Raw genomic sequence first — 13292 nt, forward strand, 5'->3', positions numbered from 1 at the left:
ATAATGTCAGCGATATCGGCCTGATGCTCTTTTAATAGATGGGCAAAGCGCATCATTAACCGGGCGCGTTCAGAGACCGGAACTTCTTTCCACGTTAAAAACGCGGCTTTGGCCGACTCTACCGCCCGGGTCATTTCTTCTTTAGTGGCGCAAGGCACCTGAGCTATCACTTCCTGCGTAGCCGGGTTAGTGACGGGGATCAGTTTGTCACTGTTTGACGTGACGAACTCGCCGTCGATAAAATGCTTAACCTGTTGTGTCATATTGCTTCTCCCGGTTGTTAGGGGGTGTTGCCAGCGCGCTAATAGATCTAATTATTAAAATATGCTGACATACTGTAATTTAAAGCTGGTTCTTTCAGTGCAACGTTTGCTTAGTGCAACGTTACCGGTTGCAACTCCCGTTATGCTCGCCACAGCAACTCGCTCGCTTTCGCTCACTCAGACACTCTGTGGCTGTGCTAACGGGATTCCAACCTCACACTTGCTCTCGTTTTTACCGCAGTTACAGAACTTCAACTGCTAAGGCCACGGCTTCACCGCCACCAATACACAGCGAGGCCACACCTTTACTCAGGCCGCGGTTACGCAGGGCATGAATAAGAGTAACCAGAATACGGGCACCAGAGGCACCAATCGGGTGACCCAGTGAGCAGGCGCCGCCGTTGACGTTGACTTTGGCCTCATCCAGACCCAGCTCGTTAATGGCCAGCATGGTGACCATGGCAAAGGCTTCGTTAATTTCCCATAAATCAACCTGCTCTTTGTCCCAGCCGGCTTTTTGCAATAATTTCTGCATGGCGCCAACTGGCGCAACGGTGAACAGTTCAGGTCCCATTGAATGAGTGGCATGGGCAACGATCCGGGCCAGTGGTTTGACGCCCTGCGCTGTGGCATCAGCTTCGCGCATTAAGATCAGCGCCGCCGCACCATCAGAAATCGAGCTGGAATTTGCGGCAGTAATGGTGCCGTCTTTGGCAAAGGCAGGTTTTAAACCGGGGATCTTATCCAGTTTGGCATTGCCTGGCTCTTCATCCACGGTAAAGGTTACTTCGCCTTTGCGGGTCTGGAAGGTCACCGGCGTAATTTCGGCCTCGAAATTGCCATTGGCAATCGCCTGCTGAGCCCGGGTTGTCGACTGCACCGCAAAGGCATCCATCTGCTCACGGGTAATTTTTTTGTCATTGGCCGTATCCTGGGCAAAACAGCCCATCGCCTTACCGTCGTAGGCGTTTTCCAGACCATCGAGCATCATATGATCTTTAATTTCGCCATGGCCCATCCGGTAACCGGCACGGGCTTTAGGCAGCAGATAAGGGGCGTTTGACATTGACTCCATACCGCCGGCCACCACAACATCCGCACTGCCGGCACGCAGCAAATCATTAGCCAGCATGACTGCTTTTAAGCCTGAGCCACATACTTTATTAATAGTGGTAGCGCCTGCCGCTAACGGTAAGCCTGCTTTTAACATCGCCTGACGCGCCGGTGCCTGGCCTAAGCCGGCTGGCAGCACATTGCCCATGATAACTTCGTTAATTTTATCAACGTTAATTCCCGCCTGCGCCACGGCAGCTTTAATCGCGGTCGCACCCAATACGGTGGCATCAACACCGGCTAAGCCACCCATAAAGCCGCCAATCGCGGTACGTTTTGCAGCAACGATTACAATACTTTGTTCTTTGTTATCAGCAGCCATTTTGCTCTCCTATCAAGGTTGGCCTGAAAAGATGCCCAAGAGCCTACACCAAATTTACGTTTACGCCAACGTCAACCAACTAACACTATGGTAGTGACTCTCGTTCATAGTTCGGAAAATGGTGCAGGAAACTGTACAGTCAGACCAGCAGCCTCTGGCATTTTTGCTTTACAAAGCCCGCTAAATTGCCACTTTGCACAATTGCAATGCCATGTCACAGCTTTACCTTTACGTAAACTTCACTTATAGTTGGTGGCGTTTTTCCGGAAGGCAGTCATGATAGAAAAAGAAGAAAAAACCTATAGTATCAGCGAGCTGGCTAAAGAGTTCGACATTACTACCCGCAGTATTCGGTTTTACGAAGATCAGCGGCTGCTTTCGCCATTACGCAATGGCCAGACCCGCATTTATAGTAAACGCGATCGGGTTCGTTTAAAACTGATCCTGCGGGGCAAACGCCTTGGTTTCAGCCTGGCCGAGACCGGCCAGCTGTTTGAATTGTATGATGCGGATAAAAGCAGCGTTACCCAGTTAAATACCATGCTGAGATTAATTGAGCAGAAAAAAGCCGAACTGCATCAGCAACTGGATGATATTAAAGTGGTGCTAATGGAGCTGGTCACCGTTGAAAAACGTTGCCGCGACACCTTAGCCGATGCCAAACAATCTAAAACTGGTTAAGCAGTTTTACCTACACAGTTAACGGGGATTTACCATGATTAGCAGTTATAAAGGCCTGAACTTCGATTTAGGCGAAACCGTCGATATGATCCGCGAGCAGGTTAACGCCTTCGCCAGGGAAGAAATTGCCCCTCGTGCTGAGCACATTGATCAGGTAAACGAATTCCCGAATGAGTTATGGCGTAAGTTCGGTGATTTAGGCCTGCTCGGTATTACTGTTGATGAAAAGTACGGTGGTTCTGGCCTGGGCTATTTAGAGCATGTCGTCGCGCTGGAAGAAATCAGCCGCGCCTCAGCCTCTGTCGGCTTATCTTATGGCGCCCACTCTAATCTGTGTGTTAACCAGATTTTCCGTAACGGCACTGAAGCGCAAAAACAGAAATATCTGCCAAAACTTTGTTCAGGTGAGCACATTGGCGCCCTGGCGATGAGTGAGCCTAATGCCGGGTCAGATGTCGTCAGCATGAAGCTGCGAGCTGATAAGAAAGGTGACATGTACATCCTTAACGGCAATAAAATGTGGATCACCAACGGCCCCGATGCCCATACTTATGTAATTTACGCTAAAACCGATGTTAATGCCGGCAGCAAAGGCATTACTGCTTTTATTGTTGAGCGTGGCAGCAAAGGTTTCAGCACCGCCCAGAAACTGGATAAATTAGGCATGCGTGGCTCCAATACCTGCGAGCTGGTGTTTGAAGACTGTGAAGTACCGGCTGAAAACGTGCTGGGCCAGGTTGGTGGTGGCGTTAAAGTATTAATGAGCGGTCTGGATTACGAGCGCGTGGTGTTATCGGCCGGTCCGCTGGGCATTATGCAGGCCTGTATGGATGTCGTTGTCCCTTATATTCATGATCGCAAACAGTTTGGTCAGGCTATTGGCGAATTCCAGCTGGTACAGGGCAAACTGGCTGATATGTATACCCAGATGAATGCCGCTAAATCCTATGTTTATACGGTAGCAAAAGCCTGTGATCGCGGTGAAACGACCCGCAAAGATGCCGCGGCGGTCATTCTGTATTCGGCAGAGCTTGCCACCAGGATGGCACTGGATGCTATTCAGCTGCTGGGAGGTAACGGTTACATTAACGAATATCCTACCGGTCGTTTACTGCGAGACGCCAAACTGTATGAGATTGGCGCCGGCACCTCAGAAATTCGCCGGATGCTGATCGGCCGCGAGTTATTCACTGAGTCGAACTGATATGACCAAGATCGTAAGTAAAGTTAATCCGCGTACTGAGGAATTTCAGAAAAACGCCGATGCCATGCAGGCGGTGCTGGATGATCTGAATAATAAAGTACAGCAAATTAAACTCGGTGGCGGCGAAGCGTTAATTGCCCGTCATACGGCCCGGGGTAAGTTATTTGTGCGGGAGCGCATTCAGAAGCTGCTGGATCCCGGCTCGCCATTTTTGGAAGTGGGTCAGTTTGCCGGCTGGGAATGCTACGATGATTATGTTCCCTGTGCCGGCGTGGTTGCCGGTATTGGCCGGGTCAGTGGCGTTGAGTGTATGATTGTCGCCAATGACGCCACCGTTAAAGGCGGAACCTATTATCCGCTGACTGTTAAAAAACATCTGCGGGCGCAGGAAATCGCTGAGCGGTGTCACCTGCCCTGCATTTATCTGGTCGACTCCGGCGGTGCCAATCTACCGCGGCAGGATGAGGTATTCCCCGACAAACTGCATTTTGGCCGGATTTTCTTTAATCAGGCTAATATGTCAGCCAAAGGTATTCCGCAAATTGCCGTGGTAATGGGCCTGTGTACTGCCGGCGGCGCTTATGTGCCAGCAATGGCAGACGAGAGCATTATCGTTAAAGAACAGGGCACTATCTTTTTAGCCGGCCCGCCGCTGGTGAAAGCTGCCACCGGTGAAGAAGTGTCTGCTGAAGAGCTCGGTGGGGCTGATGTCCATTGCAAAATTTCCGGGGTGGCCGATCATTATGCGTTAAATGATGAACACGCGCTGCAACTGGCCCGCAATGCCATAAGCCGCTTAAACCGGCCGGCGCCACAGCCAATGGATGTGAAAGCACCGCAAGAGCCGCTATACGAGGCTAAAGAACTGTACGGCATTGTCGGTACCGACCTGCGCAAACCTTTCGATGTTAAAGAAGTGATAGCCCGGCTGGTTGACGGCTCTGATTTTGACGAATTTAAGCAATACTATGGCGCGACGTTAGTCTGCGGTTTTGCGCGCATCTTCGGCTATCCGGTAGGCATTGTCGCCAATAATGGGATCTTATTCTCAGAATCAGCTCAGAAAGGCGCTCACTTCATTGAATTGTGTGCCCAGCGCAAAATTCCACTGCTGTTTTTGCAAAACATTACCGGCTTTATGGTTGGTAAAAAGTATGAAGCTGAAGGGATTGCCAAGCACGGTGCCAAGATGGTTATGGCGGTGAGCTGTGCCAAAGTGCCTAAATTTACGGTGCTTATTGGCGGCAGCTATGGCGCCGGCAACTATGGTATGTGTGGCCGCGCCTATGACCCTACCATGATGTGGATGTGGCCAAATGCCCGAATTTCAGTAATGGGTGGCGAGCAGGCAGCGGGTGTCATGGCACAGGTCACTAAAGATGGCCTGGCCCGAAAAGGCGAAACGCTGTCGGCAGAGGCCGAAAAGGCCCTGAAAAAACCGATTATTGAGCAGTATGAGAAACAGGGTCACCCCTACTACGCCAGCGGGCGTTTGTGGGATGACGGCATTATTGACCCGGCTCAAACCCGGATGACCGTGGGCCTGGCGTTGGCCGCAGCACTTAATGCCCCAATTGAAGAGACGAAGTTTGGTGTGTTTAGGATGTGATGCAAGTGGTTGTCAGGTGCTTTGGCCATAGACGCTGCAATCGCGCCGTACAACTTTGTCAGAACACGCCGTGAATACATCCCTGTAGGCTCCTGTTTTTCATTCATGAAAAACACGGTTCTGAGCAAAGTGCACTGTGCGCTTGCTGCTACGAGGATTAAGCGGGTGCGGATGTGATTTTTTCGGCGACCGTTGCAGCCCTGGACGGGCGGAAACGAGCCCCCATGGATGGGTTCACGGCGTGTCGCAGACAAAAATACACGCAGCAACCGCGATATCGGAGAAAGGCGCTGGCCGGCTATTACTGAGCCATACCAAAAGCTAATACACTTTCGGAGAGAAAATGAACCAGGTTTACACCCAAGTAAGTATCGACCAGCGCGGCGTGGCCAGCTTAACGTTAAACCGGCCCGAAGTTCATAACGCCTTTGACGACCTGATGATTGCCGAACTGATCCAGGTACTCGACCAGCTGGCTGCCAATCCGGACGTACGGCTGTTGCTGTTAAACGCCACTGGTAAAAATTTCTCTGCCGGCGCCGATTTAAACTGGATGCGCTCGATGGCTGAAAAAGACTATCAGCAGAATCTGGACGACGCCAACGAGCTGGCCATGCTGATGCACAAGCTGGACAAATTCCCTAACCCCACCGTGGCCGTTGTACAGGGAGCCGCTTTTGGCGGCGCTGTTGGCCTGGTTGCCTGTTGCGATATTACCTTAGCCAGCGACAACGCCAGCTTTTGTCTGAGCGAAGTTAAAATTGGCCTTATTCCGGCCGTTATCAGCCCCTATGTAATGCGGGCGCTGGGCGAGCGGCAAAGCCGGCGTTATTTTTTAACCGCCGAGCGCTTTAGTGCTGCTACTGCAAAAGAGCTGGGGTTGCTGCACGAGGTTACCGCTGCCACTGAACTGACTGAAAAAACCGACAGCATTATCGATGGCCTGCTGCAAAACAGTCCGGCTGCGATCAGCGCGGCAAAAAGCCTTATTCACAATATTTATAATCGCAAAATCAGCAACAATGTGGTGGCACATACCACCCAGGCTATTGCCGAAATCCGGGTGTCGAGCGAGGGCCAGGAGGGCCTGGCAGCCTTTCTGGAAAAACGCCGCCCTAACTGGTTACAGCATTCGTTACAGGACAAATAAGTATGTTCCGCAAGATATTAATAGCTAACCGTGGCGAAATAGCCTGTCGGGTTATCGATACCGCTCATAAGCTCGGCATTCGCTGTGTCGCGGTATATTCAGAAGCCGATGCCAATGCCCGTCATGTAAGAATGGCTGATGAGGCTTATCTGCTGGGGCCGGCACCCAGCAAAGATTCCTACCTGCGCGGCGATAAGATTATCGATATTGCCAAACAAAGCGGCGCACAAGCGATCCACCCGGGTTACGGCTTTTTATCTGAAAACGAAGACTTTGCCAAAGCCTGTAGCGACGCCGGTGTGGTGTTTATTGGCCCGCCGGTGGGTGCTATCACTGCGATGGGCTCGAAAAGTGCTGCTAAAAAAATTATGGCCGATGCCGGGGTGCCGTTGGTGCCCGGTTATCATGGTGATGATCAGTCAGATGAAAAACTCAGCAGTGAGTCAGTCAACATTGGTTACCCGCAGCTGTTAAAAGCGGCCTATGGTGGCGGCGGTAAAGGCATGCGGGTCGTCTGGAAAAAAGAAGAATTCAGTGATGCCCTGGCCGGTGCCCGGCGGGAAGCTAAAGCCGGCTTTGGCAACGATAAAATGCTGATAGAGCGTTATCTGACCAAACCGCGCCATATTGAAATTCAGGTATTTTGCGATAATCACGGTAATGCCGTGTATTTAGCCGAGCGCGACTGTTCTATTCAGCGTCGTCATCAGAAAGTGATTGAAGAGGCCCCTGCCCCGCATTTTAGTAATGAGCAGCGCAAAGCCATGGGTGAGGCGGCGGTAAAGGCTGCCAAAGCTATCGATTATCGCGGCGCCGGTACCGTTGAGTTTTTGTTTGATGAAGACGGTTCCTTTTATTTTATGGAAATGAATACCCGGTTGCAGGTAGAGCACCCGGTAACAGAGATGATCACCGGTCAGGATCTGGTTAAATGGCAGTTACTGGTAGCCGCCGGTGAACACCTGCCACTTAGCCAGCATGAAGTTCAGATTGATGGCCACGCCATTGAAGTTCGGGTGTATGCAGAAGATCCCAATAACGATTTCCTGCCGCAAACCGGCAAACTGACTTATTTACGCCAGCCTGAAGCCAGCCGTCATGTGCGGGTCGATACCGGTGTTGTTGAAAATGACGAGGTATCACCTTACTACGACCCGATGATTGCCAAACTTATTGTCTGGGATGAGAGCCGTGACCGAGCCATTGCCCGTATGCTGCGGGCACTGGATGATTACCGGATTGCCGGTGTTACCACTAACTTAAGCTTTTTAACAAGCTTAACTGAGCATCCGGCATTTAAAGCGGCTGAACTTGATACCAACTTTATCAATCAGCATCAGGTCGATCTGTTTGCTCCGGCCAGCAAGGAAGATAATCAGGCGCTGGTGCTGGCAGCGCTGTTTATCTTAGAACAGCAAAAAGCGCCGGTTACGGCCAATACCAGCTTAAGCCCGTGGCAATACAGCCATGGCTGGCGTTTAAATGAAACGCCGACAGTACTGCTGAATTTAATTCATGACGATAAGGCAGAGCAATTAATCGTCCGTGAACAGCAGCAACATTATCTGGTTGAGCTGCAGGGCCAGCAAATTTGTTGCCAGGCACAACTTAATGGCGATGAGCTTAGTGCAACGCTGGGCGATCATAAAACCAAGGTGCGGGTTAGTCGGTATCAGGACACCATCAGTGTCTTTATCAAGCATCATCGTTACGATTTTATTTACCGCACTGAGGTTACGACCGAGCTGGACAGCAGTGAGCATGCCGGCAGCTTAACGGCACCGATGAACGGCACTATTGTTGCCGTGATGGCAAAAGCCGGTGCTAATGTCAAAGCCGGTGAAACTCTGGTGGTGATGGAAGCGATGAAGATGGAATACAGCATTAAGGCGCCGACAGATGGCGTGGTAAATGAAGTATTTTACAGCGCCGGCGATCTGGTAAAAGATGGTGCTGAACTGGTTGATTTCAGTGCGGAGGAAGCATGAGCCTGCCAAAACAGGTCCGGATAGTAGAAGTCGGCCCGCGCGATGGCCTGCAAAATGAGCAAAGCGTCAGCACATCGGATAAAATCGCGCTGATCGACATGTTAAGCGCTGCCGGCCACAGCTACATTGAAAGTGGAGCCTTTGTCTCCGCAAAGTGGGTGCCGCAGATGGCTGACTCCAGCGACGTATTTAGCGGCATCAGCTGCAAAGCCGGGGTTACTTATGCTGCGCTGACACCTAACTTAAAGGGATACGAAGCAGCCAAAGCAGCTGGCGCCACAGAAGTGGCGATATTTGGCGCGGCATCAGAAGCCTTCAGCCAGAAAAATATTAACTGTTCTATCAGCGAAAGCCTGGAACGCTTCTCACCGGTGCTGGCAGCAGCTAAGACTGACGGCATGAAAGTGCGTGGCTATGTATCCTGCGTGGTTGGCTGCCCTTATCAGGGTGAAGTGGCACCTTCTGAAGTCGCCCGGGTAGCGAAAGCCTTGCTCGAGATGGGCTGCTACGAAATTTCACTGGGCGATACCATTGGTGTCGGCACACCGAATACTGTTAACGCGATGCTCGATGCCGTGCTGGCTGTGGTACCCGCAGAAAAACTGGCGGTGCATTTTCATGATACCTACGGCCAGGCACTGACCAATATTTATGTAGCACTTAACCGCGGTATCAGCGTTATTGACAGTGCAGTGGCCGGTTTGGGCGGCTGCCCTTATGCTGCCGGTGCGTCGGGCAATGTGGCCACCGAAGATGTGGTCTACTTACTTAATGGCCTGGGCATTTCGCATGGTATCGATTTAACCGCCCTGGCAGAGGCCGGCTGGTTTATCACCGGCAAGCTCGGCAAGCAGCCTAGTTCTAAAGTAGGATTGGCACTTAAGGCCAAGTGCAAGCAAACTGGTGGTTAGTTAACAGCAGAAACAAAGGTTCTTCGAACACGGTAAGCACTCCGTACAACTTTGCCGAAACACGCCGTAAATACGTCCCTGTAGGCTCCTGTTTTTCATCCATGAAAAACACGGTTCCGGCCAAAGTGTACTGCGCGCTAACCTCTGCACAGATGCAAGCGGATGCGGATGTGATTTTTTCTGAGACCGTTGAAGCCCTGGACGGGCGGACAAATTCGTCAGGAACGAATTTGAACAGCTCCGCTGGCCCGAAGGGTGAACTTCACGGATGAAGTTCATAAACGAGCCCCCAGGGAGGGGTTCACGGCGTGTCGCAGACAAAAATACACGTAGCAGCAGCGAAGTCGAAGAACAGCTCTACAATAAAGTTCAGCAAAGAACAGAGGACAACAAATGGCAGGGTTTAATAAAGTCGTACATAGCTACGAAGACGCCATGGCCGGCCTGCAGGACGGTATGACCGTGATTGCCGGTGGCTTTGGTTTATGCGGTATACCAGAGGGCTTAATTGCTCAGATCAAGAAAATGAAAACCAAAGATCTCACTGTGGTGTCAAACAACTGCGGTGTTGACGGCTTTGGCCTGGGCATTTTACTGGAAGACCGGCAGATCAAAAAAATGGTGGCCTCTTATGTCGGTGAAAACGCTCTGTTTGAAAAACAACTGTTGAGTGGCGAGCTGGAAGTGGAACTGACTCCGCAAGGCACCCTGGCCGAAAAAATGCGCGCCGGCGGTGCCGGTATACCCGCTTTTTTCACTGCCACCGGCTACGGCACCCCGGTAGCCGAGGGCAAGGAAACCCGCGAGATTAATGGCCGCCACTATGTACTCGAGCCTGCCATTACCGGCGACTTTGCCATAGTGCGTGCGTGGAAAGCTGACCGTTATGGCAACCTGGTATTTCGCCACACCTCAATGAACTTTAACCCGATGGCCGCAACCGCCGGTAAAATTACCGTGGCGGAAGTAGAAGAAATTGTCGAGCCGGGCGAACTGGAACCCTCACAAATTCACACCCCGGGTATTTACGTGCAGCGCGTCATCAAAGGCAGCTTTGAAAAACGCATCGAACGTCGTATGGTGCGGCAAGGTTAAGGAGGCAACGATGGCTTTATCTCGTGAACAGGTAGCAATGCGCGTTGCGCAGGAATTAGAAGATGGTTACTACGTTAATCTGGGTATTGGTATTCCTACCCTGGTAGCCAATTATGTGCCCGAAGGCATTGAAGTCATGCTGCAATCGGAGAACGGTTTGCTGGGTATGGGGCCCTACCCGACTGAAGCACAGCTTGACGCCGATATGATTAATGCTGGTAAAGAAACCGTCACCGCCATTAAGGGTGCGGCGATATTCAGCTCAGCGGAAAGCTTTGCCATGATCCGTGGCGGCCATGTCGATTTAACCGTACTGGGGGCGTTTGAAGTGGATCAGAACGGTAATATCGCCAGCTGGATGATCCCGGGCAAACTGGTCAAAGGCATGGGCGGCGCCATGGATTTAGTCGCCGGTGCCCAAAACATTGTCGTGACCATGACCCACGCCGACAAATACGGTAACAGCAAGCTGTTAGAAAGCTGCACCCTGCCGCTGACCGGCGTTGGCTGTGTGAAGAAAATCGTTACCGATCTCGCGGTACTGGAAGTACGTAACGGTGCTTTCCATCTGCTGGAACGTGCTCCGGGCATTACTGTTGAGGAAATTCAGCAGAAAACGGCCGGTAAACTGGTCGTTGCAGGGGAAATCCCGGAGATGGTATTTAACTGACGTCCCAGTCATAACAGAAAAGGCGCCACGGCGCCTTTTTTTATCGCTTAAGCCTGGCCAGCAAGCTGGAGGTATCCCAGCGGCCGCCACCCATCTGCTGAACCTCGCTGTAAAACTGGTCTACCAACGCCGTTAAAGGTAAATGGCTGCCGTTTTTGCGCGCTTCATTTAAGGCTATCGCTAAGTCTTTGCGCATCCAGTCAACGGCAAAACCAAAATCGTATTTACCATCCAGCATGGTCTGCGAGCGGTTCTGCATCTGCCAGGATGAGGCGGCGCCCTGTGAAATAACCTCAACGACGGCTGCACCATCCAAACCTGCGTTCTGAGCAAAACTAAGTGCTTCGGCCAGGCCCTGCACCACACCGGCAATACAAATCTGGTTAACCATTTTCGCCAGCTGCCCTGATCCGGCCGGTCCCAGCAATTTAGCACAGCGTGCATAGCTCATAATGGCCGCTTGCGCTTTATCAAACGCGGACGGCTGGCCACCGAGCATAACGGTCAGAACGCCTTTTTCAGCGCCGGCCTGACCTCCGGATACCGGTGCATCCAAAAAGCCGATTTGCTTTGCTTTACAAGCTTCGCTGAGCTCACGGGCTAATTCCGCCGATGCGGTGGTATGATCTGTCAGCACGCCACCACGAGGCATTGTCGCCAGCACGCCGTTATCGCCATAAACCACTGAGCGGACATCATCATCATTACCGACACAGATAAACACCAGCTCAGCGTCTGCGGCGGCCAGCGCAGGGCTGGTGGCAGAGCGGCCAGCATATTGTTTAACCCAGGCCTGCGCTTTGCTAGCAGTGCGGTTATAGACACAAACCTGATAGCCTTTCTGTTGCAAATAGCCCGCCATCGGGTAACCCATTACGCCCAGACCGATAAACGCGACTTTACCTTTACTCTCAATTGACATAAAAATGACTTATAGCTATGAAATGATAAGCTGTTAGCTTACAAACTTAGCCATCTAAAAGAAAGCGGCTGAGTGAAGATAAAGCGTGCTGCAGTATTGGCAAAGCCAAACCATTTTCAATTTTCAAAATTTAACCGGGAAACAGAATGACCAGTATTCATCAGTTTAAAGTGAAAAATGGCCAGGGTCAGGAAGTCGATCTGGCGACTTATCAGGGTAACGTCGTGCTGATTGTTAATACCGCCAGTCAGTGTGGCTTTACCCCGCAGTATCAGCAGCTGGAAGCGCTGTATCAGCAGTACAAAGACCGTGGCTTAGTTGTGCTGGCTTTTCCGTGTAACCAGTTTGGAAACCAGGAGCCGGGAGACAATCAGGACATTCAACAGTTTTGTCAGCTGAACTATGGCCTGAGCTTTCCGGTTATGGCCAAGGTGAATGTTAATGGCGTTAAAGCATCACCGCTGTTCGAGCATTTAAAAGACAGTGCCCGTGGCTTGCTGAAAACCCGAGCCATTAAATGGAATTTTACCAAGTTTCTGATAAACAAGCAGGGTGAAGTTGTTAAACGCTACGCCCCCCGGACGAAACCCGGCAGCATCGCCCAGGCGATAGAAGAACTGCTGTAAATTTGATCTGGCGCTAATAATGTCAACATCAGCTGATCTACACTTATCAGAAAATAACGGACCGCAGATAAGCGCGAGGTTACCGATGAGAGTTGCTGTGTTCAGTGCCAAAAAATATGATGAAGCCGGCTTTAACCAATGGGCTGATCCGAGCCTGCAATTCAGCTATTTTGACAGCCGCTTAAATGCCGTTAATGTCAAACTGGCACAGGGTTGCCATGCTATTTGTGCCTTTGTAAACGACGATTTGTCGGCGCCCGTGCTTAAGCAAATGTCCGAAATGGGCATAGAGATGGTCGCCCTGCGTTGTGCCGGTTTTAATAATGTTGATCTGGAAACCGCTAAAGCCCTGGGCATCAGAATAGCCCGGGTTCCTGCGTACTCACCAGAAGCGGTCGCAGAGCATACGGTTGCCATGATGCTGACCTTAAACCGCAAACTGCATAAAGCCTTTAACCGGGTCAGAGATGACAATTTTGCGATTGATGGTTTGCTCGGATTTAATATGCATGGCAAGACTGTAGGCTTAATTGGCACTGGCCGGATTGGGATGGCAACCGCCCGCATATTAAAAGGGTTTGGCTGTAAACTGCTCTGCTATGATATTGAGCCGGCAAAAGCGCTGGCAGAACACTATGTCAGCCTCAATGAGCTCTATGCGCAAAGTGACATTATCAGTTTGCACTGTCCGCTTACTCCGGCTACTAAACATTTGATCAATACCGACTCACTGGCAAA

General features: G+C 51.2%; 13 protein-coding genes. 10 read left to right on the top strand and 3 right to left on the bottom strand.

The features are described 5' to 3' along the window. Positions 1-263: aldehyde dehydrogenase family protein (locus tag R3177_RS08335; protein ID WP_318970580.1), on the bottom strand; the 263-nt coding region annotated here is incomplete at its 3' end. 241 nt (positions 264-504) lie between these two features. After that, complete coding sequence (locus R3177_RS08340; RefSeq protein ID WP_318970581.1) at positions 505-1698, bottom strand: acetyl-CoA C-acyltransferase; 1194 nt, start codon at positions 1696-1698, stop codon at positions 505-507. A 276-nt stretch (positions 1699-1974) separates the two neighbouring features. Between R3177_RS08340 and R3177_RS08345 the strand changes: the two genes are divergently transcribed. The 8 genes from R3177_RS08345 to R3177_RS08380 all read left to right on the top strand — a co-directional run bounded on the left by R3177_RS08345 (position 1975) and on the right by R3177_RS08380 (position 11006). After that, on the top strand, positions 1975-2379 hold the full coding sequence (locus R3177_RS08345; RefSeq protein ID WP_318970582.1) for a MerR family DNA-binding transcriptional regulator: 405 nt from the start codon (positions 1975-1977) through the stop codon (positions 2377-2379). A 34-nt stretch (positions 2380-2413) separates the two neighbouring features. After that, a complete protein-coding gene (locus R3177_RS08350; protein WP_318970583.1) occupies positions 2414-3583 on the top strand; it encodes an isovaleryl-CoA dehydrogenase in 1170 nt (389 codons plus the stop codon). Between the two features lies 1 nt (position 3584). Then, the gene (locus R3177_RS08355; protein WP_318970584.1) at positions 3585-5192 is read left to right on the top strand and encodes a carboxyl transferase domain-containing protein; all 1608 of its coding nucleotides are present in this window, start codon (positions 3585-3587) and stop codon (positions 5190-5192) included. Between the two features lie 343 nt (positions 5193-5535). Continuing rightward, positions 5536-6342, top strand: coding sequence for an enoyl-CoA hydratase/isomerase family protein (locus tag R3177_RS08360; RefSeq protein WP_318970585.1), 807 nt, complete (start codon positions 5536-5538; stop codon positions 6340-6342). 2 nt (positions 6343-6344) lie between these two features. Beyond that, entirely contained in the window at positions 6345-8330 is a 1986-nt protein-coding gene (locus R3177_RS08365; protein WP_318970586.1) for an acetyl/propionyl/methylcrotonyl-CoA carboxylase subunit alpha, read from the top strand. Continuing rightward, positions 8327-9241, top strand: coding sequence for a hydroxymethylglutaryl-CoA lyase (locus R3177_RS08370; protein ID WP_318970587.1), 915 nt, complete (start codon positions 8327-8329; stop codon positions 9239-9241). The genes R3177_RS08365 and R3177_RS08370 overlap by 4 nt, the downstream gene beginning before the upstream one ends. 393 nt (positions 9242-9634) lie before the next feature. Then, complete coding sequence (locus tag R3177_RS08375; RefSeq protein ID WP_318970588.1) at positions 9635-10336, top strand: CoA transferase subunit A; 702 nt, start codon at positions 9635-9637, stop codon at positions 10334-10336. A gap of 10 nt (positions 10337-10346) precedes the next feature. Further along, positions 10347-11006 carry a CoA transferase subunit B gene (locus R3177_RS08380; RefSeq protein ID WP_318970589.1) on the top strand — a complete coding sequence of 220 codons (660 nt, stop codon included), beginning with the start codon at positions 10347-10349 and terminating at the stop codon, positions 11004-11006. Between the two features lie 40 nt (positions 11007-11046). Here R3177_RS08380 and R3177_RS08385 read toward each other — a convergent pair whose 3' ends face one another. Further along, positions 11047-11928 (bottom strand): NAD(P)-dependent oxidoreductase, encoded by an 882-nt coding sequence (locus tag R3177_RS08385; protein ID WP_318970590.1) that lies wholly within the window; start codon positions 11926-11928, stop codon positions 11047-11049. 146 nt (positions 11929-12074) lie between these two features. Between R3177_RS08385 and R3177_RS08390 the strand changes: the two genes are divergently transcribed. Together R3177_RS08390 and R3177_RS08395 are read left to right on the top strand one after the other, a co-directional pair. Continuing rightward, the gene (locus R3177_RS08390) at positions 12075-12554 is read left to right on the top strand and encodes a glutathione peroxidase (RefSeq protein ID WP_318970591.1); all 480 of its coding nucleotides are present in this window, start codon (positions 12075-12077) and stop codon (positions 12552-12554) included. Between the two features lie 85 nt (positions 12555-12639). Beyond that, a partial coding sequence (locus tag R3177_RS08395; protein WP_318970592.1) for an NAD(P)-dependent oxidoreductase occupies positions 12640-13292 on the top strand: 653 nt, incomplete at its 3' end.

This window comes from Arsukibacterium sp. (assembly GCF_033722355.1).
Lineage (GTDB): Bacteria > Pseudomonadota > Gammaproteobacteria > Enterobacterales > Alteromonadaceae > Alishewanella.